We start from the raw sequence: 24,718 nt of genomic DNA, 5'->3' as shown, positions 1-24,718 counted from the left end.
CCCATGTTCTCGTAGTGACCCGTGCAACCGGGCCGCGTGCATCTCTGAGCCCCCGCCACGACTAGGACTCCCCCCTCTGGTCCGTGGGCGCGGCCAGTACGTCCGCCGCCGCCCTCTGATACCGCAGCACCGCCGACTCCGCCGCCTGCAGATCGCAGGGCGCGCTCCACAGCATGCGGCGCGCCGCGTCGTACCGCTCGACGAGCATCGGGTCCTCGGCGAAACCGAGCCGGGCCACCTTCGCCTTGTACGCGTCGAGCCGCCCGCGCAGCTCCGCGCGGACGGCCAGCGGAGCGGTCACCGCGGTCAGCGACTCGCGGGCCCGCAGCAGTTCGTCCTCCGCCTTCGTCTCCAGCGACTCCAGGAGCGGGGAGAGCCGGTTCCACTGGCCGTGCCTGCGGTACTCGGCCGCCGTCGCCAGCTGCTCCTGGAGCACGGTCGGCGGGCCCGACACGGCCGGCACCTCCGACGCGGCGATCTTCGCCAGGACCTCGCCGCGCGCCGATCTCGCCTCGGCGAGCGTGCGGTCCGCGCGCGAGAGCACGTCCCGCAGCCGGCCGAGCCGCGCCTCCGCGTCCTGCCGCACGGTGAGCACGGCGTCGATCTCGCGCCGCACCTCCTCGATGGCGCGCGCCTCCCGGTCGTACGCGGTGGTGTCCGGGCGGCCGCCGCCGGGCGCCGAACTGCCGCGCGCCTTCTGCCAGTACGCCAGCGGGTCGGAGACCACTTCCTCGCGCAGCCGGGTCAGCACGGCCGTGATCCGCTCCAGGTCGTCACCGGCCGGGTGCTCGCCGGGGCGGACGCCGACGGAGTGCGCGAGCTGCCGGGTGCGGGCCAGCTCGGCGGCGAGCAGGTCTATCCGGGCGGGCAGCGCCGACCACACCGCGTCGGCGGCCACCACCATGTCCAGCGACGACGCGTACAGGTCGTTCATCCGCTCCACGAGCGCGGCGAGCGTGAACTGTTCGGAGAGCTTCGCCGGGCCGGTGATCGACGGCGACAGACCGTCCGTGCTCGCGCCCGGGGCGACGGTGACGCTCTCGCCGCGCAGCAGGTCGGTCAGCTCCAGCAGGTCGTCCCGGCTGGGCCAGCGGCGCTGGGAGCGGATCTCGCGGGCGGTGCGCAGCGCGCCCGCGTACGCGTCGAAGTACGCCCACAGCAGCGTGATCGCCTGCTCGGCCGACGACCAGCGCTCCCGGGTCGTCCCGGTCAGCCGGGCGCCTTCGAGCAGGCGGCGGCCCGCATGGTCCTGGAGCGCGAGCAGCGACGTCTCGATGGCTTCGTGCTCGGCGCCGAGACGGGCCAGGGCACGGTCCACCTCGTCCCGGTCCATCACCGGACCAGGGGGACCCGCGACGCCCATCGATCACCTCTCGCTCTTCCCGGCCGGTCTCCCGGCCGCGCTGTGTGCTCTTACTTGTACTTCGGCGCGGGCGGCCCCGACGACGGACCGAGGTCGGCCTCCAGCCACTTGTCGTAGGACTTCTGCCAGCCGCTGCCCTTGCCGCCGCGGCGGTAGTCCTCCAGCACCTGGTTGACCCGGCGGACCAGGTCGTCGGCGCCCTTCTTCATGGCGACGCCGTAGTACTCCGTGGTGAACGGCTCGCCCTTGAGCTGCACCGTCGGGTCCTGCGCGGCCTGGCTCGCGGCGAGGGCACCGTCCGTGACGACCGCGTCGACCTCGCCGAGCTGGAGCCGCACCAGGCAGTCCAGCTGGTTCGGCACGGTCGTGGTGATGTCGGCGCTGCGCGGGATCTCGTTCTTGTCGCGGCCGTCGCCGAGGGCCGTCTCCGCCGTCGAGCCCTTCGCCGTGCAGATCCGCTTGCCGGCCAGCGACTTGTCGTAGCCGGTGATGTCCGAGGCGCGCGGGGCGAGCACCTGCTGGCCGGTCTGGAAGTACGCGGTGGAGAAGGCGACGTCGGCCAGCCGGTCGCAGCTGATGGTCATCGTGCGGACCACCATGTCGACCTGGCCGCTCTTGATCGCCGGGATGCGCTGGTTGGTGGGGATGGCGCGGAACCGGATCGCGCCGGGGTCGCCGAGGATCTCGCCCGCGATCTCGTGCGCGAGGTCGATGTCGAAGCCCTCCAGCTCGCTGGTCTTCGCGTCCTGCGAACCGGTCTTCCCCAGGCCCTTGTTGGGATCGCGGTAACCCCAGCGGTAGCTGTTCTGGTCGACGCCGACCGACAGGTAGCCGCGCGCCTTGATGGCCTTCACGGCCTCGCCGTTCTGGTCGCCCTTCGGGTCGAGGCTGCGCTCCGGCTCGTGGCCCTTCTCGTCCGGGGAGCAGTCGTCGGCCCTGGCCTGCACGCCGTCGGCGACGCCGCCCGAGCCGAGGCCCGTGCTGCCGTCGCCGCTCGCCGTGTGCGACAGGGGGAGCAGCACCGTGAACACCGCCACGAGGGCGCAGGCGACCGCCGCGGCCATCGCCGCCACGCCGCCCCAGCCGCGCAGACTCACCCTGCGCGCGTCCCGCTCGTCCGCGCGCCCGTCTTCCCTTACCGCCCTCAATCGAGGCTTCGCCGCCCCCATTGCCGCACCCCCTCTCACCGGTACTCCGAAAGCCTGCGCCCGATGCCCAGCACCGCGCCCGCCGCCGCGAGCACCGCGAGGACCGCCGCGCCGACCGGCAGGCCGGTCATCGCGTCGCGGCCGCCGGTGGCGTCGGACGTGAACTGCGTCTGCTCGTGCACCAGGGCCTGGTCGAGACTCTGGTCCACCAGATCGAAGCACTCGCCCGTCGGTTTGTCGTCCTTCGAGCCGATGATCTTGTCGAGGGCGCCCTGATAATTACCGGAATCGTCCTGCTTGCGCGCGTCGGTGTGGCGGATCCGCCACTCCTTCATGCTGCTGTTCGCCTTCGTCACCGGTGCCACGGCGGCCGCGTCGCCCTCGGCGAGGCCGTCCGCCGTCTTCAGCTTCGTCGCCAGCGTGTCCATCTGCTTCTGGAAGTCGACGTCGTACTTGTCCTTGACCTGGGTGCCCACGGTCACCGTCTCGGCGCCGCGGCTGACCAGCGTCAGGTTCTCGTTCCCCCGCGCCTTCAGGGAGGCGATGCTCGCGTCGTGCAGCACGTTCAGCGAACGGACGCCCTGGTCGTACGAGGCGTTGAGCCCGCTGCGCGCCACCGTGTGCCCGACCACCAGCCACAGCAGCACCACGGCCGAGGCCGCCGTGGCCGCGAGCAGCCCGTGGTTGAACACCCGGTTCGTCAGACGGTAGTTGCGCCGCTGCGCCCACGCGAGACCGGCGAGTGCGACGACGCCGAGCGCGATCGCGATCCAGGGGTACGGGGTCGCCGCGTCGTAGTCGTCGCGCAGCCGCTGGTTCTCCTTCGTGTACAGGTCCTCGGCGGCCGGGAGCATCTCGGTCTGCATCTTCTCGTTCGCGTACCGCAGATAGGCGCCGCCCAGCGGGTAGCCCTGCCGGTTGTTGGCGCGGGCGCGCTCGATGAGGCCCTTGTACTCGGGCAGCAGCTTGTTGAGCTTCGTGATCGTTGCGGCCGAGGGGGTCCCCGGGTCGGTGCTGGCCGCGGCGGTGACGAGCTTGGCGGCGGCGGTACGGATGTCCTTCTCGTACCGGTCGCGGACCGCCGCCGTCTCCTGGCCGCCGGCGAGGAAGCCGCTGGACGCCGTGGTGTTGGCGTCCGCCAGGGAGCGGTAGATGTCGGCGGCGTCGGCGCTCAGGGGCTGGCTGGAGTGCAGCACGTCGTCGGCCGCCGTCGAGCGGTCCGTCATCTGCCAGGCCGTCGTCGCGCCGAACGCGATCACGAGCAGGGCGAGTACGGCGCCGATGATGCGCAGACGGCCCGGTTCGGTGGTCGCCGCCGACTTCAGGCGTTCGATGCCCTCGGCCCAGGCCGTGCGGCGGGGCTCCGCCGGGGGTGGGGGTGCCGGTGGTGCGGTGCCGCCGCGCTGTTGCGGCGGGACCGTCGGCATCGTGGGTACGGTGCCGTGGCCCGGCGGCGCCGTGCTTCCGTTCGGCGGGTATGTCACTTCGACCCTCCCCCATGGTCGTGCGTCGGCGGTAAGTATCGCTGCCGCGACTGACATCCGCACAGGCATTGACTCGATCTTGTTTGCGAGCCCTGCATTTGAACACGTGTCGGGGGTGGGTTCGGTTCCCTTGCCGGGCGGGCGCGCGCCGGTGGGGGCCGGTCGCGCAGTTCCCCGCGCCCCTGAGGCATGCGCTGCCGCGCAGCCTCCCCTGAAGGCCGCAGGCCTCTCAGGGGCGCGGGGAACCGCGCGGACGATGGGCGCTATCGGGCGTAGTGGGCCCGGACCCTTGCGTGGACCGTCGGGGGCGCCCCCACGGCGTCCAGGCCCAGCAGCGCCGCGCCGAGCACCGGGCGTTCCGTGACCACCCTGGGTTCGGCCTTCGGGGCCCGGGCCGAGAGCAAGTCGCGGATACGGGTGTCCAGTTGCGGATGGCGGGCAGCCAGCACGCTGCCGCCGAGCAGCACCGGCACCTCCTCCGACAACAGGTCCAGCCTGCGCAGCGCCACCGTGGACATGGCCACGACCTCGTCGGCCATCCGGTCCACAAGGCCCCGGGCCACCGGATCCCCGCCCGCCGCCGTGGCGAATAGCACCGGCGCGCACTCGTGCCGCCGCTGCACCGGTATCCGCCCCAGGTGCAGCGCCTCGATCAGCGCGTACATGGAGTCGAGCCCGAAGTGCGCCGGCAGGTCCCGCATCAGGGCCGTCGGCTCCCCGCGCCCGTCCTCGGCGCGGGCCGCGAACCACAGGGCCTCCTCGGCCAGGCCCCCGCCGCCGCCCCAGTCACCGGAGATCTTGCCGATGGCGGGGAAGCGGGCGGTGCGCCCGTCGGGCAGCATGCCCGCGCAGTTGACGCCCGCGCCGCAGACGACGGCGACCCCGCGCGGCTCGGCGTCCTCCAGGAGGCCGGCCCGCAGCACGGCGAAGGTGTCGTTGCGGACGTCGACGCTGGACGACCAGCCCCGCGCCCGCAGCGCGGCGGCCAGTTCCCGTTCCTCGACGGGCAGATCGGCGTTGGCCAGACAGGCGGACACATGGTCCACCGAGTCCAGCCCCGCCTCGGCGAGCGCCCGGCCGACCGCGTCCGCGAGCACGTCCACGGCGGCCTCGACACCCACGCGGGGCGGCTGGAACCCGCCGCCGCGGGCCGCGCCGACGACCTGGCCGTCGGCCGCGACCACCGCGACGTCGGTCTTGCTGTTTCCCGCGTCCACGGCAAGGACGGTCATGCCCACGCGAGGTGCTCCCGGTTGTGCGCGATCAGCTGGTCGGTGAGCTGCTCGGCGTACTCGATCTGGCCCACCAGCGGGTGCGCGAGCAGCGCCTTGAAGACGCGGTCGCGGCCGCCGCGCAGGGCGGCCTCCAGGGCCAGGTCCTCGTACGCGGTCACGTTCGCGATGAGCCCCGCGTACAGCGGGTCGAGCGACGGCACGGGCAGCGGGCGCGCGCCCTTGCCGTCGACGGCGGCCTGCACCTCGATGACGGCGTCGTCGGGCAGGAACGGCAGCGTGCCGTTGTTGTAGGTGTTGACCACCTGGTACGGGGATCCGCCCCCGCCCAGCAGCGACGCGGCGAGGTCCACGGCCGCCTCGCTGTAGAACGCGCCGCCGCGCTTGGCGAGCAGCTCGGGCTTCTCGTCGAGCGTCGGGTCGCCGTACATCTTCAGCAGCTCGCGCTCCATCTCGGCGACCTGGGCGGCCCGGGACGGCTTGGTGCCCAGCTCCCGTACGACGGCGTCGTGCTGGTAGTAGTAGCGCAGGTAGTAGGACGGGACGACGCCCAGGCGGTCGACGATCTCGCGCGGCATGCGCAGGTCCTCGGCGACGGCGTCACCGTGCTCGGCAAGCAGCCGCGGCAGCACGTTCTCGCCCTCCGGGCCGCCCAGGCGCACGCCCAGCTCCCAGGTGAGGTGGTTGAGGCCGACGTGGTCCAGGTGGACCTGCGAGGGCGTCACGTCGAGCAGCTTGGCGAACTTGCGCTGGAAGCCGATCGCCACGTTGCACAGGCCGACCGCCTTGTGCCCGGCCTGGAGCAGGGCGCGGGTCACGATGCCGACCGGGTTGGTGAAGTCGATGATCCAGGCGTCCGGGTTGGCCCGGCGCACGCGCTCGGCGATGTCGAGCACGACGGGAACGGTGCGCAGCGCCTTCGCGAGGCCGCCGGCGCCGGTCGTCTCCTGGCCGACGCAGCCGCACTCCAGCGGCCACGTCTCGTCCTGGTTGCGGGCGGCCTGCCCGCCGACGCGCAGCTGGAGCAGGACCGCGTCGGCGTCCGCGACGCCCGCGTCCACGTCGGACGTGGTGCGGATGACGCCGGGGTGGCCCTGCTTGGCGAAGATGCGGCGGGCGAGGCCGCCGACCAGCTCCAGGCGGTCCGCGGCCGGGTCGACCAGGACCAGCTCCTCGATGGGCAGGGTGTCCCTCAACCGCGCGAAGCCGTCGATGAGTTCGGGTGTGTAGGTCGACCCTCCGCCGACCACTGCGAGCTTCATAACCGAGATCCGTCCTTAGCCCTTGACACCGGTGAGGGTGACGCCTTCCACGAAGGCTTTCTGTGCGAAGAAGAAGACGATGCAGACCGGCGCCATCACCAGAAGTGTCGCGGCCATCGTCAGGTTCCAGTTGACACTGTGCGCGGACTTGAAGGATTCGAGACCGTAACTCAGCGTCCAGGAAGCCGGGTTCTGGGCCGCGTAGATCTGCGGCCCGAAGTAGTCGTTCCAGCAGTAGAAGAACTGGAACAGCGCGATCGCGGCGATGCCCGGCTTGGCCATCGGCACCACGATCTTCAGCAGGGTCCGCAGCTCACCGCAGCCGTCGACCTTCGCCGACTCGATGTACTCCTTCGGGATCGTCAGCAGGAACTGGCGCAGCAGGAAGATCGAGTACGCGTCGCCGAACGCCATCGGGATGATCAGCGGCCACAGCGTCCCGGAGAGGTGGAACTGCTGGGCCCACACCAGGTACATCGGGATCACGATGACCTGCGGCGGCAGCATCATCGTCGAGATGACGAGGATCATCGCGGTGCGGCGGCCGCGGAAGCGGAACTTGGCGAGCGCGTACGCCACGGGGATCGCCGAGCACACGGTGAAGAGCGTGCCCACGACCGCGTAGAAGATCGAGTTCCGCCACCAGTCGAGGAACCCGTCGGTCTCGAAGACGGTCCTGTAGTTCTCCCAGTGCCACGAGTCCGGCCACAGGTCGCCGCTCATCGCCTGGTCGTCGGCCATCACCGAGGTGAGGAAGACGAACACGAAGGGGAGGATGAACAGCAGCGCGACGGCGATCGCGATGCTGTGCACGGCGATCCAGTTCAGGATCTCCTTGCGGCGCGGCCGGCCGGGCCCGTCGTCTCCGGTGGCGCCGGCGGTGGCGTCGGCGCTCGCCGCCGGACGCAGGGTGGTGGTGGTCATGGGATCAGTCCTCCGCCGAGAGCAGGCCCGAGCGCTTGCGCATGAGCAGCATGGTCACGGCCATCGCGATGACGAACAGGACGAGCGAGAGCACGCACGCGGCGCCGGTGTTGAAGTTCTGGAAGCCCATCGAGTAGACGAGCTGGGGGACCGTGAGGGTCGAGTGGTCCGGGTAGCCGGGCTGGATGACCGAGCCGGGGCCGATGGAGACACCGGAGGCGATCTTTCCGGCGACCAGGGCCTGTGTGTAGTACTGCATGGTCTGCACGACACCGGTGACGACGGCGAACATCACGATCGGGGTGATGGACGGCCAGGTCACGTACCGGAACTTCGAGAACGCGCCCGCTCCGTCCAGCTCGGCGGCCTCGTACTGCTCCTTCGGTACGTCGAGCAGCGCGGCCATGAAGATGACCATGAGGTCGCCGATGCCCCACAGGGAGAGCAGGACGAGCGACGGCTTGGCCCAGGTCGGGTCGTTGAACCAGTTCGGGCCGTCTATGCCGATCTTCGCCAGAACCTCGTTGACCGGTCCGGTCGCCGGGTTGAGGAGGAAGACGAAGGCGACCGTGGCGGCCACCGGCGGTGCCAGGTACGGCAGGTAGAAGGCGGTCCGGAAGAAGCCGACGCCGCTCTTGATCTTCGTGACGAGCAGGCCGAGCGAGAGCCCGAAGACCACTCGCAGCGCCACCATGACCACGACCAGCCACAGTGTGTTCCACAGGGCCGGGCCGAACAGCGGCATGTCCTGGAACACGTACTTCCAGTTCCGCAGCCCCACGAAGGTGGGCGCCTTGATCTGGTTGTAGTGCATGAACGAGAAGTAGACGGTGGCGAGCAGCGGGTAGGCGAAGAAGACGCTGAACCCGATCAGCCAGGGGGACAGGAAGCCCAGGGTGCGCAGTCTGCGCCGCGCGGGCCGGGAGAGTGCGATTGCCATGCGCGGGACCTCAGTTCTGCGACTGCAGCGTGTCGGCGTCGATGAGCTTGTCGAGGCGCTGGAGTCCCGACTTCAGGTTCGGCACCTTCCCCGCCTCCTCCGTGTACGAGAAGTCCTGGAGCTGCACGACGTACATGCCGCCGTTGGTCGAGGGGGGCAGCACCTGGCTGTACTTGTTCTTGGCGATGTCCAGGAACGTGCGGAACGTCGGGTCGGCGTCCAACTTCGGCGACGTGAGGGCCGCCTTCGTCGAGGGCACGTTGTGGATCGCGTTCGCGAACTTCACGACCTGGTCGGTGTCCGCGGTCAGGTACCGCAGCAGCTCCCAGGCGGCGTTCTGGTGCTTGCTGCTGTGCGCGATGCCGGCGACGGTGCCGGTGAGGTAGCCGCGCCCGTACTTCTCCACCTGGTCGTCGGGGACCGGGAGCGGGGCCACGCCCCAGTCGAACTTCGCCTTGTCGTCGTTGAGCATCAGGCCGCGCCACTCACCGTCGAGGTGCATGGCCACCTTGCCGGTCAGGAAGGCGTTCTGGTTCGACATCTCGTCGCCGAAGGAGGTGCGGAACCGCTCCAGGGCGTTGTAGCCGCCCTGCGCGTCCATCAGCTTCTTCGCGGTCTTGAAGAACTCGTACGACGCCGGTTCCTTCGCCAGCCGGGACGTGCCGTCCTTGTCGAAGTAGGTCGGGCCCCACTGGGCGAACAGCCGGTCGGGGCTGTTCTGGTAGAAGCGGAAGTTCGGCATGAAGCCGACGCGCTTCACCGTGTTGCCGCTCCTCTTCGTCAGCTTCCTGGAGTCGGCGACGAACTCGGACATCGTCTTCGGCGGGTGCGTGATGCCCGCCTCTTTGAAGGCGTCCTTGTTGTAGTACATGCCGAACGCGTCGGCGAGCAGCGGCAGCGCGCACTGGTTGCCGTCGTAACTGGTGTAGTCCAGAAGGGACTTCGGGAAGGTCTTGTCCTTGTCGAGCCCGGTCTTCTTCATGAACGGGTCGAGGTCGGCCCACATGCCGGAGTCGCAGAACTGCCCGACGTTGTTCGTCGTGAAGGACGAGACGACGTCCGGGGCCTCGTCGCCGCCGGCCCGCAGGGCCTGGTTGAGGGTGGCGTCGGTGACGTTGCCGGTGGACTGCACATGGATGTTCGGGTGGAGCTTCTCGAAGCGGGCGATCGAATCGTTGATCGCCTCGACCTCACCGGACGCCGACCAGCCGTGCCAGAACTTGATGGTGACGGGCTTGGTCGGATCGTCGTCGGCGCTCCCGGTACTGGGATTGGCGCAGCCGGCGAGCAGCAGTCCGGCCGCGGCGAGCACCACGGGTGCGCGCAGGGGTATGCGCCATCGCGGCATGGCGAACGTCCTTTACGTGGGTGGGACGGGGGAGGGGGCTGTGGGGTTTCGGGGTACTGGTTCAGGCGCCGCTGGTGTCGAAGACGGTGTCGCGGGCCTGGGAGAGGGCGGTGCGCAGGGCGCCGGTGAGGATGGGGTCCTCGGCCAGCTCGCTGATGCGCAACTGCGGCCGGGGCAGGGCGAGTCCGGTGAGTTCCCGCTCGACGCGCTCGCGCAGCGCGTCGCCGCCCGCCTGGGCGACGAGCCCGGACAGCACGACGAGTTCGGGGTCGACCACGGCGACGACGGCGGCGAGGCCGGTGGCGAGGCGCCGGGCCACCTCGTCGAGCACCTCGACGTCCTTGAGCGCCTCGGCGAGGTCCTCGACACCGCCCGCGAGATGGCGGATCGCGGGGGCCGCCACCAGGGACTGGAAGCCGCCGCCCGCGTCGTTGCGGGCGTGCACGGTGTCGCCGCCGCGGGCCAGCGGAGCGCCGGGCAGCGGCATGTAGCCGATCTCGCCCGCGCCGCCGGTCGCGCCGCGCAGCAGGACGCCGCCGAGCACGATCGCGGCGCCGACGCCCTCGTCGACGTAGGCGAGGACGAAGTCGTCGTGGTCCTGGGCCGCGCCCTCGTACTGCTCGGCGAGGGCCGCGAGGTTGACGTCGTTCTCGATGGAGACGGGGGTGCCGAGCACCTCGGCCAGCTCCGCGCGCAGGGTGCGCGAGTGCCAGCCCGGCAGGTGCGGGGCGTAGCGCAGCTGGCCGGAGTGCGGGTCGATGGCGCCCGGGGTGCCGATGACCGTCGCGGTCAGGTCGTCGTGGCCGAGCCCGGCCCGCTCCAGGGCGCCGTCGACCGCCTCGCTGACCAGCTGCGCGGTGCGGTGCCGCACGTCCTCCGCCACGGCGACCGCCTCGATCCGGAAGCGGCCGCGCTCGGCGCCGGTGATGTCGGCGACGACCGCGGTGATGCCGGTCGGGTCGGCGGACAGGGCGGCGACGTGCGCGGCGTCCGGGGCGATCTCGTAGAGCAGGGCGTTCGGCCCGGGGCGGCCGGTCTGGCTGCCCGTGGTGCGCACCAGTCCGGCCGCTTCGAGGCGCCCGAGGATCTGCGAGGTCGTCGGCTTGGACAGGCCGGTGAGTTCGCCGATCCGGGTGCGGGTGAGGGGGCCGTGGGCGACGAGGAGATCGAGGGCGGAACGGTCGTTCATCGCACGCAGCACGCTCGGGGTGCCGGGGGTAGCGGCCATCTCGTGCTGTCTCCTCGCGCTGTCACCATCGACTGTTAGGAAGGTTTCCTATTGGGTGCGAGGAACGTAAGTCGCAGGTGAAGGGGGCGTCAAGGGAAGACGCCCCCTGGTTGTCCAACTCGTTATCTCGGGGGTGCCCGTGGGCCGGGCGGACGGCTTACCGGAAGCGCGGGTCCTTCCGCTGGTCGTAGATCTCCTTGCCCGAGGCGTCGTAGGCGTGGACGTACGGGCTCGGGCCCGCGTAGCGCCGGTCCGGCACGGTGCCGGCGGTGAGGGTCGACGCGTAGAAGAAGGCGCCGTCGGCCATGAGTGCCGGATACTCCGCCGGCTTGTCGCCGTAGCTGATGGTGACCTTGGCGACGCCGGACGCGTAGTGCCCGGCGCCCGAGACGAGGAAGGTCCGCTTGCCCGTGGGTTCCATGGTGGAGTCGAAGTACTCGATCGAGCGGTCGTCGCTCCACAGCCGGTCGTTGATGAAGGTGGGCGGGGAACTCATGCTGCTGCCCTTGTCGCCCTTCGTCTGGCACTGCGCGTACTGGCCGGCGGAGTTGACGGCGATCACCACGCCGTCCGCGCTCGGCGCGGCGACGGGGGTGCGGACCGCGAGGACGGAGTGGAAGCGGGCGGCGTCCTGTCCCAGGCAGGAGGAGAGGATCCGGGCGACGGAGCCGGCCCCGATCGGCGGCAGCTTCCCGGCGGTGATGGTGAAGTCGTTCGGATCGGCGGAAGCGGAAGCCGCGGCCTTCGCCGAAGGTGAAGCCGCGCCCGCGCCCGGGGCCGACGCGGAAGGGGACGCGGGTGCGGCGGCGGGGGCCGACAGCGACGGCGCGGCGCTCGGCCTCGCCTCGCCCGTCCCGCCCAGGACGGCCACAGCCGTGACGCTCACCACCGTGACACCGGTGGCCACGGCGAGCGGAACCCCCCATCGGCGGCTCCGCGACGGCGGCCGGTGCTCCTCGAAACCGATCTTCATCAGTAGCTCCTCTCGCATCCGCCGGTGGTCCGGCAGATCGCGTTCGGAAGGAGCCGCTGGAATTCCCTGCTCGTCACTCATCGTGCGACTTCCTTCGCGTGGACGTGATTCCCGGAACCGAAGACCGCCGCGTCGGGGGCCCCGTCGGTGAGATCGGCCCCCAGTCGCCGTCGCGCCCGGTGCAGCCTGGACTTCACGGTGCCGACCGCCACCTTCAGCACGGCCGCGGCCGCCTGCTGGTCGAGGCCCGCCCAGACGCACAGCTCGACGACCTCGCGTTCGTGCCGCGGCAGCCGGGCCAGCGCCCGGTGGATCTCCGACATGCGGCGCTCGTCGTCGACCCGGACGGCGACCCGGTCCGCGTGGTCGCCCACCGGCTCGTCGTGCGAGACGAGCCGGTGCAGCAGTGCCTCGGCGCGTCTGAGCCGCCGTCTGGTGTTCGACAGCAGGCGGTCGGCGATGCCCAGCAGCCACGGCAGCGCCGAATCGCGGTCGAGGACCGTCTCCGCGCGCCGCCGCCAGGCGTGCAGGAACACCGTCGAGGTGACGTCCTCCGCCTCGGACCAGTCGGCCGTCCGGCGGAACGCGTAGTTGTAGACGGCCTTTCCGTGGCGGTCGAAGAGCAGACCGAACGCCTCCCGGTCGCCGTCGACGGCGCACGCCCACAGCTCCCGGTCGGTCATCCCGCCGTCGGATCCGGCGTCGTTCAGTTCCATGCTCTCTACGTGTCCGGCACCCCGCTCGAGGTTCCCGCGGACATCATCCGGTTCGCCGTGCGGGCGTGCGGCCGGTGCCCGCGGGACCGGACCCGACGCCCGGCGCGCCGGGAGCAAGGGCGGGCGGGGTCGGGCGGGCGCGGGCCCCCGGGAACACGAAGACCCGGATCGAGGTTCAGGCGGAAACGCCTTCGATCCGGGCCAGGGCCTCGTCCGCGCCGAACGGCTGCAAGTACGGCAGCCAGCGCGGATCGCGATGCCCGGTCCCGATGATGCGCCAGGCCAGGCCTGTGGGCGGAGCCGGTTTGTGGCGCAGACGCCAGCCGATCTCCACCAGGTGGCGGTCGGCCTTCGTGTGGTTGCAGCGGCGGCACGACGCCACCACGTTGTCCCAGACGTGCTGACCCCCGCGGCTGCGCGGGATGACGTGGTCGACGCTGGTTGCGACGCCACCGCAGTACATGCACCGGCCGCCGTCACGGGCGAACAGCGCACGCCGGGTCAGAGGAACAGGGCCCCGGTAGGGAACCCGGACGAACCGCTTGAGCCGGACCACGCTGGGTGCGGGGACGGTGCGTGAGGCGCTGTGCATGAAGGCGCCGGACTCCTCGAGACAAGTGGCCTTGTTCTCCAGGACGAGTACGAGCGCGCGGCGGAGCGGTACGACGCCGAGGGGCTCGTACGACGCGTTGAGGACCAGGACATGCGGCACGGAATGCCTCCTTGTACGCCGGCGGCGCGTGGCTCGCGCCGGGACGATCTGCTGTCAGTCTCCCCTCATCGCTGGTCATGGCGCCACCATGTCCGCGTAACGGCCTTGAAGTGTTTTCGACCACATCGCGCTCCCGTCCGGCGCGGAATCGGTCAAGTTGCGGGTGAGCGCCCGTGAGCACCGTCTCTTCGCCGAACATCTCGCCGATCCGCACACAATGCCCCGTTAGTGTGGTGGGCCTGCCCGCTCCCGTCCCCGAGTCGTGCCGCCCTGCGGCGGGCAGAGGCAACGCCTGGAGGTACCTGCCGTGATCTTGTCCGTCCTGTCGGCCGCCGGCGACACGGGTGACCAGCAGCCCACGCTCAAGGACGCCCAGGAGCAGGCCGGCCAGGCCGCCAGCTGGGTCGAGGAGAACTGGTCCGGCTGGCTCGCCCTCGGCCTGCGGGTCCTGCTGATCATCGTCATAGCCGCCGTGCTGCGCGTGGTGATCCGCCGGGCCATCACCAAGCTGATCGAGCGCATGAACCGCACGGCGCAGGCCGTCGACGGCACCGCGTTCGGCGGCCTCCTGGTGAACGTCGAGCGGCGCAGGCAGCGCTCGCAGGCCATCGGCAGCGTGCTGCGCTCCGTCGCCTCCTTCGTGATCCTGGGCACGGCCGCGCTGATGATCCTCAGCGCCTTCAAGATCAACCTCGCGCCGCTGCTCGCCTCCGCCGGTGTCGCCGGTGTCGCGATCGGTTTCGGCGCCCGCAACCTCGTGACCGACTTCCTCTCCGGCTGCTTCATGATCCTGGAGGACCAGTACGGGGTCGGGGACACCATCGACGCCGGGGTCGCCTCCGGCGAGGTCATCGAGGTCGGGCTGCGCGTCACCAAGCTGCGCGGCGCCGAGGGCGAGATCTGGTACGTGCGCAACGGCGAGGTCAAGCGGATAGGGAACCTCTCGCAGGGCTGGGCCACCGCGGGCGTCGACGTCACCGTCCGCGCCGACGAGGACCTCGACAAGGTGCGGGCCGCGCTCTCCGAGGTCGGCGAGGCCATGAGCAAGGCCGAGCCGTGGAACGAGATGCTGTGGGGCCCGGTCGAGATCCTCGGCCTCGACAGCATGCTCCTGGACTCGATGGTGGTGCGGGTCTCCGCCAAGACCATGCCCGGCAAGTCCCTGACCGTCGAGCGCGAGCTGCGCTGGCGCATCAAGCGGGCCTTCGACGAGGCGGGCATCCGCATAGTGGGCGGCACCCCGGTCGCGCTGGACGAGCCGGCCGCCGACCCGACGGCCGGGATGGCCGCACCGTCGGCGTACGCCTCGACGACATCGCCGCAGTCGCTGGCGGCGTCGCCGTTGCAGAAGTAGCCGCCCCGCTTCCTAGGGCCTGTCCGGCGGATCTTGTCGCGGGCGCGGGGTCCGGCACGCCGACCTGCGGCGTTGTCGTCGGTTGCCAACGCTCCGCGTTGACGCCCTCCTCCGCCTTGCATCTCGACGCACCAGACCCCGCTCACCAGCACAGAAACGCGCGGGCCACCCGGCTGCGACCTGATCCGCCGGACAGGCCCTAGCCCCGGTCGCGGCGCGGCCCCACGCACGCGTACAGGGCCGCGCCCACCGCGAACACGGCCAGCGCCACGGCCCAGGCCCCGCGCTGCGGGCCCGGCTGCATCGACCAGGTCAGCACCGTCGCGCCGTGCAGCTTCGGATGCGAGTACGACAGGTGGGCGACGCCGACGTACAGCAGCGTCGGAAGCCAGCTCAGGCGGGCGCCGATGAGTACCGCGGCGACCGCCGTGATCCCGGTGGCGCCCAGCGTGTTGCGGACCATGGCCGCCGCGCCGAACTCGTGCACGTGCCCGGGCAGGGCGAGCGCGAGGACGGCCGCGGCGAGCCCGGTCAGCGCGAACAGATGGGCGAGGCGCAGCGGCCACCAGCGGCGCACGGCGGTGCGGTCCAGTTCGCGGGCGTACTGGTGGGTGCTCACCCCGATCACCGCCGAGGCGAGGAGCGGGGCCAGCGCGAGCAGCGGGACGCGCTGGTACGGGCCCACGTACGTATCCGGGCGGGTCGCCGCCCACAAGGTGAGCAGCGCCGTCGCGGCGAGGGCGGCCACCGTCGCGGGCAGGGCCCGGGAGCGCGCGTACAGGACGAAGGGGTGCGGGGTTCTCGTGGTCACAGTTGCGGCACCTCGCTCTCGGTGCGGCCGCAGCGGTCCGGTGCGAAGTAGCCGGTGAGCCAGGTGCGGCGGTCGGCGGGGGACATGGTGCGCAGGTGGTCGTAGGCGCGCTGCTCGGCCTTGAGGCGGCGCAGGTCCGCCTTGTCGCCCTGGCGGCGGGTGTCTCTGCGGATCAGGTCCTGAACGCGGTTCGGCGCGAGCCAGCGCACCACCGCGTCGTCCACGATCTCGACCTTCGCCGGTGTCGTCCGGACGAACGGGCAGTCGTAGCCGTCGATCAGGGCCATGGCCGCCTCCCACCGGTACCGCTCCGGATCGGGGACGCGCCCGCGCACCAGACTCCAGCCCAGCGGGGTCAGTATCGGCAGCGCCGCCTCGTCGGCGGCCGGGCGGCCCGGCAGGTCCTCGAAGCGCACGGGCAGGTTCGCCACACCCTTCAGCCGGTCGGTGAGCGGGCGCAGGGCCTCGGCGACCTCGGGCAACTGGCGGGCGAGAGCCGCGTTCACGCAGACCTGTGGTGCCGTCGAGTCCGTCGTGCACACCTGCCGGTGCGCGCGCGGGTCGGGCCGGGACAGGCCGTCGCCGACCTGCACGAGCAGCGTGGCGGCGACGGCCGCGGCACCCAGCGGGATCAGCGCGGTCCGGCGGCGGTGTGCGGTGTGGGCCAGGACCACGGCCGCCGCGACGGCGAGGACCCACCAGGCGGTCAGGAACGGATGCCACCACTCGAGCACCGCCGTGTGCCGGAACTCCTCGGGCGCGGGCCCGAGGAAGCGCAGCCCGCTTTGGGTGGTGCCGGCCACGACGAACAGCCCGTACCCCGCGCCTCCCAGCAGCGGCGCCGCCGGCCGCCAGGGTGCGAGCGCGCCGACGACATGGCCGATCAGGACGCAGGCCACCAGCACGGCGGCGGTGCCGACGAAGGCGGTCGGGGTGAAGCCGCCCGGTGTCGCGTACGGCCGGCTGGCGAGCACACCGCCCACGAACACCAGCCCGTACGCCACGACCAGCCAGCACGCGAGCGGCACCGCGGCCACCAGCAGCTGGGCGAGCGGCCCGCGCACCGCCCCGGCCCGCAGCACGTCCGTGCCGCGCCGCCGCTCCCGGCCGCCCTGCCAGCAGCCCGCCGCGAGCGCGAGCGGTCCGCCGAGCACGACACCGTAGACGCGCAGCACGCTCACGGTGTCGGTCCAGCTTCCCTGCCAGGTCTCGGACTCCTTGTAGAGAACCGCGCCCAGCGCCACCGCCAGGGCGAGACCCGCCCAGGGCGCGAGGCCGCGCAGCAGCTCGGCCCGCAACGGATGCGGCGCCGGACGGCGCGGCGGGACGGCCGTCCGGTCCGCCACCAGGGTCGGCGCGCTCATCGGCCCGCCCCCGTGCCCCGGTGAGCCCGCAGCGCCGTCGTGTAGCCGCGCTCGATGGCGTTGCCGTCGGTCTCGTCGCCGTCGCGGCCGAGGGCGGCCAGTGCGGCGGGTGTGCCGCGGTAGGCGACCGTGCCGCGCTCGATCAGGGTGACACCGGTGCAGGCCGCCGCCACGTCCTCCACGAGGTGCGTGGAGACGAGGACGGTGGACGCCTCGCCCAACTCCCGCAGCAGCGCGCGGAATTCGACGCGCTGCTCGGGGTCGAGCCCTGCTGTCGGTTCGTCGAGCAGCAGCAGGCGCGGGTTGTTCACGACGGCCTGCGCGATGCCGACGCGCCGCAGCATCCCGCCGGACAGCGACTTGAGCTTGGCGTCGATGCGGTCGGTGAGGCCGACCCGTTCGACGGCCTGCTCCACCGCCGCCCCGGTCGCGTCGGCCGGCATCTCCTTCAGCCAGGCCACGTACGCCACGAACTCCCGCACCGTGAACCCCGGGTAGTAGCCGAAGTCCTGTGGCAGATAGCCCAGTTGCCGCCGGGCGGAGCGCCGCTCACGGGCGTCGCCCAGGTCGCCGCCGAACAGCTCCACGCGGCCCGCGGCGGGGCGGGCCACGGTGGCCAGGACGCGGATGAGGGAGGTCTTGCCCGCGCCGTTGGGGCCGAGCAGCCCGTGCACGCCGGTGCCGAAGTCCAGGTCGACGGCGTCGAGGGCGGTGACGCGGCGGTGCCGGACGGTCAGCCCGGACACCCGTATCGTCCCCGCGGTCACGGGGGTGGTCGTCGTACTCACATCGTCTCCAAGCGGTCGTAGGCGGACCGGCGTACGGCGATCAGGGCGGCGCTCACCACGAGCGCCGCCGCCCAGCCGGCGCGTGCCGCGGGGCTGTCGAAGTAGAGGGAGAGCTGCTCGGCGAGGCGGGCCGTGGCGGCCCGCGGCACGGCGGCCGTGGGCACCGCCACCGCCGCCACCCACCCGGCGCCGACCGCGCCGGTCGCCGCCCGGCACCCGACCCAGCCGCCGAGGGCGAGCGCGGCCAGGGTCAGCGCGAGCGCGGGCAGCAGCCAGGCGGCGGGGCCGGGGCCCGCCTGGTGCGCGGCGGGCAGCAGCAGCCCGGCCGCCGTCAGCACCGGCAGGCTCACCGCGAGCACGGCGAGGGTGCGCACCAGGACGAGCCGCAGGCCGCCGGACGGGCTCGCCGCCGCGATCTCGTGCAGCGGGTCCGCGTGCCGCCCGTACGACACCGCGACCCCGGCCACCGGCACCACCGGCGCGAGGGCGAGCAGCAGCGGCCCGGCCCCGTCGAACCCGGCGCCGTATCCGAGGCCCAACGCGCCGGCCGCCACCGCGAACAGGGCGATCAGCCACGGGCCGCGCAGCGCGGGGCCCACGCTCCACCACAGCCGGCCGAGCCGCCGGGCGGCGGGCACCCGCACGGGCGCCGGTGCGCGGACGTCGGCGAGCAGTGCGGCCCGTACGCCGGCGAGGACGGGGGCAGCGGCCCCGGCCCGGGCCGCGCCCGAGACCCGTGCGGCGCAGGACGCGCAACTCTCCACGTGCCGCTCAACGGACCAGCAGTCCGGCTCCGGGAGCGTGCCGTCCACGTACCGGGCGGCGGCGCCCCCGGTCACGTGCCAGCCGGTGTCGGGGCCGCTCATGAGGTGCCTCCCAGGGATTCCAGCGGTCCGGGCGCTGCCAACGCGGCCAGCGCGGAACGCAGTTCACGGCGGGCGCGCAGGGCGCGGGTCTTGACGGTGCCCTCCGGTATGCCGAGCAGCCGGGCGGCCTCCCGGGTGGTCAGGCCGTCGACGACGGTGGCCCGCAGCACGTCGCGCAGCTCGGGCGAGATCCGGTCGAGGGCGGTGCCCACGTCTCCGTACTGGAGCCCGGCCAGGACATGGTCCTCGGCGGACGGCGCCGCTTGGGCTTCGGGCGTCTCGACCCGGTCGGCCCGCGCCAGGGCCCGCCGGGCGTCGACCAGGCGGCGGGCGGCGATCGTCCACAGCCAGCCGCCGGCCTCACCGCCCTGGTGCGCCCCCGCCGAGCGCCACACCGCGAGGAACGTGTCCTGGAGCACCTCGCGCACCGTCTCCGGGTCGTCGCAGCGACGGCTCAGCCGGGCGTGCAGCCAGCCGGCGTGCCGGTCGTAGAGCGCGGCGAGGGCGTCGGCGTCGCCCCGGGCGACGGCCCGCAGCAGCGCCCGGTCGTCTCGGTCGGCCCCCATGGGGCGGAACAGTCTCACACCCCGTCTATCGACCGGTTCCCGGCGAGCGGTTCACCGCCGCCGTGGTCAGTCGCGCCGGTCGGTCGCCCTGTCCGCCGCCCTGTCAGCCACGGCGTAGGCCTCCACCGACCACAGCGAGATCCCGTACTCCGTCGCCCGTTCGTCCCCGACGATCCGCACGAACCGCACGCCCCCGGCGTCCATCCGCACCGACTCGCGGCCGCCCTGACCGTCCCGCACGGTCGCCGCCGTGCGCCAGGTGCGGCCGTCGGCGGAGGTCCGCACGCGGTACCGGGTCGCGTACGCGTCCTGCCAGCGCAGCACCACCCGGCCGAGCCGGACCGGCGCGGCGAACTCCGCCTGCCACCACTGGCCGTCCTCCGCCGGGGACGACCAACGGGTCGTGGCCGAGCCGTCGTTGGCGTCGCGCGCCGGGAAGTCCCGGGTCTCGTCCGCCGAGGACGACGCGGTGGCGGTGCGGGCCAGGTCGGGGCCCGCCGTGCGCGGGTAGGCGCGGACCGTCAGCGTGCGGGTCTCGCCGCCGAAGGCGAGCGGGACCTCGTACACCCCGGCCGGAGTGTCCTCGGGGACCGTGATGTCCACGGGGACGTCGGCGCTCGTGCCGCGCGGGAGCGCCGAGCTGTTCGGCGTCCCGGCCCGGATGCCGTGCGGCGCCCTCGCCGTCACCCTGCCCTCCGTGTCCGCCGGGCGCCGGGCCGTCAGACGCGCCGTCACCCGCCGCGCGCCGCCGCCGATCTCCGCGTCGGTCTCCGCGCGGGCGAGCGACAGGGCGGCGGCGGGATCGTCCGCGTACCAGGGGACGACATGGCCGACGGCGCCGGCGGGCGCGCCCGAGACGCGGACGGCGTCCGCCCGGCCGCCCCCGGCGTCGAGTTCCGTGAAGCCGCCGTCCGCGAGGGCGCCGACGGGCAGCCAGCCCGCGCCGGGGACGTGCGCCTCGACCGTGCCCCGGGTGCCGGGCGTGCTCAGCACGGTCACCGTGGACAGGGCCCGCACGCGCGGGAGTTCGGCCGTCGCGCCCGTCGCCGCGTCCGCCCGGCCGGTCCCCGTCCACGCCGCGAACGCCGCCCCGGCCCGCTCCAGGAACGGGCCCAGCACCCCTTCCCCGACCGTGACGCGGTGCGCGGCCGTCCGCGCCCGCAGCCGATCCAGACGGCGGGCCGCCGCCCAGGCCGCCGTGCCGTCGCCGCGCGCCGCCGCGTCCAGCATGTCGACGGCGGCCTCGCCCGCCCGCCCGTAGTCGCCCAGCTTGTCGCTCCAGGGGCGCACCTCGGCGCCGAGCTCCGTGCCGGCCAGCGCGTGCGGAACGGCACGCATCCGGCCGAACGCCTCGCGCAGGGCGCGGGACGCCGTGGCGCGCGCCGCGTCCGTCGCCGTACGGGCCTGCCAGAACGCGGCGACGAGCGGCCTCAAGTAGGCCGACTCCGGGGCGCCGAGGACCGACGAGGCGTCGTTGCCCGCCAGCGCCGTCAGGGCCGCTTCGGTCTCCTCGTCGCCGTCGGCGAGGTCGGCGATCGCCGCCCGCCAGGACTCCTGGGGGCGGTAGTCGCGCGGGTTCCACGCGTAGTCCGCCGACGTGAACAGCGCGATGCGGGAGGCGGCCGGCTGTTCCATCGCGTTGGCCAGCAGTGCGGCCGAACCGGCGGCCACCGCCGGGGCCCGGCCGGTGTAGGGGCCGAGGAAGACGCGGTCCTGCGCGTAGTCGTTGACCGGGTAGTTGTCCATCGTGAGCAGCGGATGCGCGGTGCCCGACGAGCCGAACGCCCGCCGCGCGCGGGCCAGTTCGCCGCCGGTGACGGTGCGCGGCACGACGCCCACCCCGGTCCACGCCACCTGCACCGCGTCGTCGAGCCCGGCGGCCAGCGCCGTGCGGTACCGCGTCGTGCCGTCCTGGTAGTACTCGGTCGGCATCAGGGACAGCGGCTCCGCGCCGGGATGGCGGTCCGCCAGGTGCGCGGCCACCGCGTTCGCCACCCGCGCCTGCGCGCGCGCCGCCGCCCCCGGCCCCGAGCCGAACTCCTCGGCGTCCGCCGCGCAGTGCCACTCGCTGTACGACACGTCCTGGAACTGGAGCTGGAAGGCGCGCACCCCGAGCGCCCACATGGCGTCCAGCTTGCGGTTCAGCGCCCTGACATCGGCGGCGGACGACAGGCACATCGCCTGCCCGGGAGCCACGGCCCAGCCGAGCGTGACGTGGTTGGCGCGGGCCCGTGCCGCCAGGGCGCGGAAGGCCGCGCGCTGCGCCGCCGGGTAGGGCTCGCGCCAGCGCGCCTGCCGGTACAGGTCGTCACCGGGCGCGTAGAGATAGCGGTTCTGCTTGGTGCGGCCCATGAAGTCGAGCTGCGCCAGGCGCTGTGCGGCCGTCCATGGGGTGCCGTAGAAACCCTCGGTCAGACCGCGTACCGCCGTGTCCGGCCAGTCGCGTACGACGGTCCCGGCGATCGTGTGCCCCTCGGTCAGCTGCCGCAGCGTCTGCACCGCGTGGAACAGGCCGTCGGCGCCGACGCCCGCCAGCGCGACCGTCGGCCGCCCGGACACGGATCCCACCGCGAGCCGGTAGCCGCCCGATGGCAGGTCGCCGCGGGGCGCGGCGCCCAGGGCGCGCAGCGTCCCGTCCGCCGCGCCGGCCGTGACGACGAGCCCGGCGCCGGACGGCACCGCCGCCTCGTCGGCCACCTCGCGGATGTCCCGCGCGCCCGCCTCGGCCAGCAGCGTGCGCAGCGCGTCCACCGCGTACGGGTCGCTGCCCGGGGCGACGACGAGGACCGCGGCGCCGGGGGAGTCCGGGACCGTCACCCCGCCCGCCGAGGCCCGCAGCGACCGGGGCCGGGGCCACACCGACGGCAGGGCCGACTCCGTCGCCGCGCGGTCCGTGCGGCCCGGCGAGCTGCCCGGCGCCGACGGGACGGCCGCCGCGCCGCCCGCGCCGCCCAGCGTCCCCGCGATGACGGCGACCGCGACAGCGGCCGCCGTCTTCCTGCGCCGGAGCTGCACGGCGTACTCCCCGAAAAGATCGATGAAGCGAATCGATGAAGCGAAAAAGACCGATGAAGAAGATCTGTACCGATGAAGATGATCTATGAGGACAAAGCGGCCCCAGAGCGGCTACCGACCCCACCACTCCCCGGTGCCGGGTGTCAAAGCCCGTTGCCGGGCGAAGGTTTTCCCGTCCTCACGGCCCTCTGGTCAATTTCCTTTCGTCGTCCACAATGTGACCAGCAACACGTTGCCCGACCGAACAGGTCTGGAGCCGCGATCTCGGGGTAGGGCTTCCGACTCACGACCCCCTTTGACGAAGGAGGCCCCCGTGGCCGCATCGGCTCAGCTTCTGCTCTCGGCCCTGTCCAAACAGGCGGACCCCGTGCTGTCCGTCACGGACCCGCTGACCGGAATCGACACCCTGTCCGGCACCGACACCACCACCTCGTCCTTCGAAGCGCCCCTGACCAGCGAGCCGGCCTTCGCCGACTACGCGCCGCTGACCTCCGAGCCGCCGCTCTCCGACGAGCTGCCGCTCACCTCCGAGCCCACCCCGAGCGGCCTGGCCGCGGGGTGAGCCTGGCCCGCCTCGCCGAGCTGTACGGCGTGGCCACCTCCTACTCCCCGGCGCCGGGCCGCACCGTCCGTGCCTCCGACGCCGCCCTGACCGCCGCCCTCGCCGCCCTCGGCGTGGCGGCGGACGATCCCGGCGCGCTCGCCGCCCGGGAGGCCGAACTCGCCGCGCGCCCGGTGCCGCCCACCGTCGTGCTCTGGCTGGACGGCTCCACCCCCGACTGGCTGCGGCTGCTGCCCGAGCGGGCCCGGCTCGCGCTGCGGCCCGAGGGGGCGCGGGAGTTCACCGCCTGGGACCCGGCCGTGCCGCCGCCGCCCGGCGTGCACCGGTTACGGGTCGACGAACCCGGCGGCCGCGGCACCGAGGCCCATCTCGTCACGGCGCCGCCCGCCGCCCCGCGCCCGCCCGGCCGCAGCCACGGCCTGCTGGTCCAGCTCTACTCCCTGCTCTCCAACCGCTCCTGGGGCATGGGCGACCTGGCCGACCTCGCCGATATGGCGTCCTGGTCGGCCCGCACCCACGACGTGGGCTTCCTCCAGGTCAACCCGTTGCACGCGGCCGTCCCCGCCGCCCCCGGCGGCACCATGGACCCCTCCCCGTACCGCCCCTCCTCCCGCCGCTTCCCCGACCCCGTGCACCTGCGGATCGAGGACATCCCCGAGTACGCGTACGTGCCCGCCCGGGACCGCGAGGCCGCCGCCCTGCGCGAAGCAGTGCTCGGCAAGGGGGAGTTGATCGACCGGGACGCCGTCTGGGCGCTCAAGCGCGAGGTCCTGGAGACGATCGTCCGGGACGTGCCGCTCACCCCCGGCCGCCGCGCCGCCTACTGCGACTACCTCGCCGCCCAGGGCACCGCCCTGGAGGACCACGCCACCTACCACGCGCTCGCCGAGCGGCACGGCCCCGACTGGCACACCTGGCCCGCCGCCCTCCAGGACCCGCGCTCGCCCGCGACCGCCCGCGCCCGGCGCGAGGCGATGGACCGCGTCGACCTCCACTGCCGGCTCGCCTGGCTCACCGACACCCAGCTCGCCGCCGCCCAGCACACCGCCACCGAGGCGGGCATGCCGATCGGGCTCGTGCACGATCTCGCGGTCGGCGTGCACCCCGGCGGCGCCGACGCCTGGGCGCAGCGCGACGTCTTCGCCCAGGGCATGAGCGTGGGCGCGCCACCGGACGCGTTCAACGCGCGGGGCCAGGACTGGGGCCTGCCGCCCTGGCGCCCCGACCGGCTCGCCGAGACCGGCTACGCCCCCTTCCGCGCCCTGCTGCACCACCTGATGCGGCACGCGGGCGCCGTCCGCATCGACCACGTGATGGGCCTGTTCCGGCTCTGGTGGATCCCCGGGGGCGAGGCGCCCACCGAGGGCTGTTACGTCCACTACGACGCCGAGGCCATGCTCGCGGTGCTGCTCCTGGAGGCGTCGCGCACGGGCACGTACGTCATCGGGGAGGACCTGGGCACAGTCGAGCCCGGCGTGCGCGAGACGCTCCACGCGCGCGGGGTGCTCGGCACCTCGGTGCTCTGGTTCGAGCGCGACTGGGAGTCCCCGGGCGACCCGCCGGTCCCGGCCGAGGAGTGGCGCACGGACTGCGTGGCCACCGCCACCACCCACGACCTGCCGTCCACCGCGGCCCGGCTCACCGGCGACGACGTACGCCTGCGGCAGCGGCTCGGGCTGTCCACGGCCACGCCCGCCGAGGCGGCGGCGGAGGTCGCCGGCTGGCTCGCCCTGTTCGCCCGGCTCGGGCTCCTGGCGGGCGCCCCCGGCGACGAGGAGGAGTCGGTCCGCGCCGTCCACCGCTTCCTGCTGCGCACCCCCGCGCGGATGACCGGGATCTGGCTGCCCGACCTGGTCGGCGACCGGCGCCCGCAGAATCTGCCCGGGACCTGGGACGAGTACCCCAACTGGCGGCTGCCCGTGGCCGATGCCGCCGGCCGCCCCGTCACCCTGGAGGACATCGCCGCTTCGCCGCGCGCCCACGCCCTGCTCAGCGTGTTCTCCGCGCCGGATGTGCCTCTTACAGGCCCCCCGGACGCGCGGACCGTTTAGGCGTTCGCTAC

General features: G+C 73.3%; 21 protein-coding genes. 3 read left to right on the top strand and 18 right to left on the bottom strand.

Features of this window, described 5'->3' with window-relative positions; all coding sequences use genetic code 11:
* Positions 1-61: 61 nt before the first annotated feature.
* From ABII15_RS13785 to ABII15_RS13730, 12 genes are all read right to left on the bottom strand, one after another.
* Positions 62-1,363 carry a hypothetical protein gene (locus ABII15_RS13785; protein WP_353942611.1) on the bottom strand — a complete coding sequence of 434 codons (1,302 nt, stop codon included), beginning with the start codon at positions 1,361-1,363 and terminating at the stop codon, positions 62-64.
* 50 nt (positions 1,364-1,413) lie between these two features.
* Positions 1,414-2,427, bottom strand: coding sequence for a glutamate ABC transporter substrate-binding protein (locus tag ABII15_RS13780; protein WP_353947051.1), 1,014 nt, complete (start codon positions 2,425-2,427; stop codon positions 1,414-1,416).
* A 119-nt stretch (positions 2,428-2,546) separates the two neighbouring features.
* Positions 2,547-3,938, bottom strand: a complete 1,392-nt coding sequence (locus tag ABII15_RS13775; protein WP_353942610.1) for a hypothetical protein — start codon at positions 3,936-3,938, stop codon at positions 2,547-2,549.
* Positions 3,939-4,258: 320 nt separating this feature from the next.
* Positions 4,259-5,233, bottom strand: coding sequence for a BadF/BadG/BcrA/BcrD ATPase family protein (locus tag ABII15_RS13770; protein ID WP_353942609.1), 975 nt, complete (start codon positions 5,231-5,233; stop codon positions 4,259-4,261).
* Positions 5,224-6,489 carry a 6-phospho-beta-glucosidase gene (locus ABII15_RS13765; protein WP_353942608.1) on the bottom strand — a complete coding sequence of 422 codons (1,266 nt, stop codon included), beginning with the start codon at positions 6,487-6,489 and terminating at the stop codon, positions 5,224-5,226. The genes ABII15_RS13770 and ABII15_RS13765 overlap by 10 nt, the downstream gene beginning before the upstream one ends.
* Positions 6,490-6,504: 15 nt before the next feature.
* Positions 6,505-7,413, bottom strand: a complete 909-nt coding sequence (locus ABII15_RS13760; RefSeq protein WP_353942607.1) for a carbohydrate ABC transporter permease — start codon at positions 7,411-7,413, stop codon at positions 6,505-6,507.
* Positions 7,414-7,417: 4 nt separating this feature from the next.
* The gene (locus ABII15_RS13755; RefSeq protein WP_353942606.1) at positions 7,418-8,353 is read right to left on the bottom strand and encodes a sugar ABC transporter permease; all 936 of its coding nucleotides are present in this window, start codon (positions 8,351-8,353) and stop codon (positions 7,418-7,420) included.
* Positions 8,354-8,363: 10 nt separating this feature from the next.
* Positions 8,364-9,701, bottom strand: a complete 1,338-nt coding sequence (locus ABII15_RS13750) for an ABC transporter substrate-binding protein (protein WP_353942605.1) — start codon at positions 9,699-9,701, stop codon at positions 8,364-8,366.
* Positions 9,702-9,762: 61 nt separating this feature from the next.
* Complete coding sequence (locus tag ABII15_RS13745) at positions 9,763-10,929, bottom strand: ROK family transcriptional regulator (RefSeq protein WP_353942604.1); 1,167 nt, start codon at positions 10,927-10,929, stop codon at positions 9,763-9,765.
* 157 nt (positions 10,930-11,086) lie between these two features.
* A complete protein-coding gene (locus tag ABII15_RS13740; RefSeq protein ID WP_353942603.1) occupies positions 11,087-11,983 on the bottom strand; it encodes a hypothetical protein in 897 nt (298 codons plus the stop codon).
* Positions 11,980-12,618: a sigma-70 family RNA polymerase sigma factor gene (locus ABII15_RS13735; protein WP_353942602.1), complete on the bottom strand. Its 639-nt coding sequence runs from the start codon at positions 12,616-12,618 to the stop codon at positions 11,980-11,982. The genes ABII15_RS13740 and ABII15_RS13735 overlap by 4 nt, the downstream gene beginning before the upstream one ends.
* A 175-nt stretch (positions 12,619-12,793) precedes the next feature.
* Positions 12,794-13,330: an HNH endonuclease gene (locus tag ABII15_RS13730; RefSeq protein ID WP_353942601.1), complete on the bottom strand. Its 537-nt coding sequence runs from the start codon at positions 13,328-13,330 to the stop codon at positions 12,794-12,796.
* Between the two features lie 307 nt (positions 13,331-13,637).
* On the opposite strand from ABII15_RS13730, the gene ABII15_RS13725 reads away from it, so the two are divergent.
* Positions 13,638-14,684 carry a mechanosensitive ion channel family protein gene (locus ABII15_RS13725; protein ID WP_353942600.1) on the top strand — a complete coding sequence of 349 codons (1,047 nt, stop codon included), beginning with the start codon at positions 13,638-13,640 and terminating at the stop codon, positions 14,682-14,684.
* A gap of 199 nt (positions 14,685-14,883) precedes the next feature.
* On the opposite strand, the gene ABII15_RS13720 is transcribed toward ABII15_RS13725, so the two are convergent.
* From ABII15_RS13720 to ABII15_RS13695, 6 genes are all read right to left on the bottom strand, one after another.
* Positions 14,884-15,495 carry a hypothetical protein gene (locus tag ABII15_RS13720; RefSeq protein ID WP_353942599.1) on the bottom strand — a complete coding sequence of 204 codons (612 nt, stop codon included), beginning with the start codon at positions 15,493-15,495 and terminating at the stop codon, positions 14,884-14,886.
* Entirely contained in the window at positions 15,492-16,859 is a 1,368-nt protein-coding gene (locus ABII15_RS13715) for a hypothetical protein (RefSeq protein WP_353942598.1), read from the bottom strand. Before ABII15_RS13715 ends, ABII15_RS13720 begins: the two co-directional genes overlap by 4 nt.
* Positions 16,856-17,647 carry an ATP-binding cassette domain-containing protein gene (locus tag ABII15_RS13710; protein ID WP_353942597.1) on the bottom strand — a complete coding sequence of 264 codons (792 nt, stop codon included), beginning with the start codon at positions 17,645-17,647 and terminating at the stop codon, positions 16,856-16,858. The genes ABII15_RS13715 and ABII15_RS13710 overlap by 4 nt, the downstream gene beginning before the upstream one ends.
* Positions 17,644-18,513, bottom strand: coding sequence for a zf-HC2 domain-containing protein (locus tag ABII15_RS13705; protein ID WP_353942596.1), 870 nt, complete (start codon positions 18,511-18,513; stop codon positions 17,644-17,646). Before ABII15_RS13705 ends, ABII15_RS13710 begins: the two co-directional genes overlap by 4 nt.
* Positions 18,510-19,079 carry an RNA polymerase sigma factor gene (locus ABII15_RS13700; RefSeq protein ID WP_353942595.1) on the bottom strand — a complete coding sequence of 190 codons (570 nt, stop codon included), beginning with the start codon at positions 19,077-19,079 and terminating at the stop codon, positions 18,510-18,512. The genes ABII15_RS13705 and ABII15_RS13700 overlap by 4 nt, the downstream gene beginning before the upstream one ends.
* A 66-nt stretch (positions 19,080-19,145) precedes the next feature.
* Positions 19,146-22,094 carry a beta-N-acetylglucosaminidase domain-containing protein gene (locus tag ABII15_RS13695; RefSeq protein ID WP_353942594.1) on the bottom strand — a complete coding sequence of 983 codons (2,949 nt, stop codon included), beginning with the start codon at positions 22,092-22,094 and terminating at the stop codon, positions 19,146-19,148.
* A 313-nt stretch (positions 22,095-22,407) separates the two neighbouring features.
* On the opposite strand from ABII15_RS13695, the gene ABII15_RS13690 reads away from it, so the two are divergent.
* Positions 22,408-22,656, top strand: coding sequence for a hypothetical protein (locus ABII15_RS13690; protein WP_111664625.1), 249 nt, complete (start codon positions 22,408-22,410; stop codon positions 22,654-22,656).
* Positions 22,653-24,707: a 4-alpha-glucanotransferase gene (gene malQ / locus ABII15_RS13685; RefSeq protein ID WP_353942593.1), complete on the top strand. Its 2,055-nt coding sequence runs from the start codon at positions 22,653-22,655 to the stop codon at positions 24,705-24,707. The genes ABII15_RS13690 and malQ overlap by 4 nt, the downstream gene beginning before the upstream one ends.
* Positions 24,708-24,718: the final 11 nt, after the last annotated feature.

The organism is Streptomyces sp. HUAS MG91, from assembly GCF_040529335.1.
GTDB lineage: Bacteria > Actinomycetota > Actinomycetes > Streptomycetales > Streptomycetaceae > Streptomyces > Streptomyces tabacisoli.
This window is presented reverse-complemented; position numbering and strand designations above follow the sequence as displayed.

Coding starts and splice junctions, on each gene's coding strand:
- ABII15_RS13785 (WP_353942611.1), bottom strand. CDS start 1,363: ATGGGCGTCGCGGGTCCCCCTGGTCCGGTGATGGACCGGGACGAGGTG.
- ABII15_RS13780 (WP_353947051.1), bottom strand. CDS start 2,427: ATGGCCGCGGCGGTCGCCTGCGCCCTCGTGGCGGTGTTCACGGTGCTG.
- ABII15_RS13775 (WP_353942610.1), bottom strand. CDS start 3,938: ATGCCGACGGTCCCGCCGCAACAGCGCGGCGGCACCGCACCACCGGCA.
- ABII15_RS13765 (WP_353942608.1), bottom strand. CDS start 6,489: ATGAAGCTCGCAGTGGTCGGCGGAGGGTCGACCTACACACCCGAACTC.
- ABII15_RS13760 (WP_353942607.1), bottom strand. CDS start 7,413: ATGACCACCACCACCCTGCGTCCGGCGGCGAGCGCCGACGCCACCGCC.
- ABII15_RS13755 (WP_353942606.1), bottom strand. CDS start 8,353: ATGGCAATCGCACTCTCCCGGCCCGCGCGGCGCAGACTGCGCACCCTG.
- ABII15_RS13750 (WP_353942605.1), bottom strand. CDS start 9,701: ATGCCGCGATGGCGCATACCCCTGCGCGCACCCGTGGTGCTCGCCGCG.
- ABII15_RS13745 (WP_353942604.1), bottom strand. CDS start 10,929: ATGGCCGCTACCCCCGGCACCCCGAGCGTGCTGCGTGCGATGAACGAC.
- ABII15_RS13740 (WP_353942603.1), bottom strand. CDS start 11,983: ATGAGTGACGAGCAGGGAATTCCAGCGGCTCCTTCCGAACGCGATCTG.
- ABII15_RS13735 (WP_353942602.1), bottom strand. CDS start 12,618: ATGGAACTGAACGACGCCGGATCCGACGGCGGGATGACCGACCGGGAG.
- ABII15_RS13715 (WP_353942598.1), bottom strand. CDS start 16,859: ATGAGCGCGCCGACCCTGGTGGCGGACCGGACGGCCGTCCCGCCGCGC.
- ABII15_RS13705 (WP_353942596.1), bottom strand. CDS start 18,513: ATGAGCGGCCCCGACACCGGCTGGCACGTGACCGGGGGCGCCGCCGCC.
- ABII15_RS13700 (WP_353942595.1), bottom strand. CDS start 19,079: ATGGGGGCCGACCGAGACGACCGGGCGCTGCTGCGGGCCGTCGCCCGG.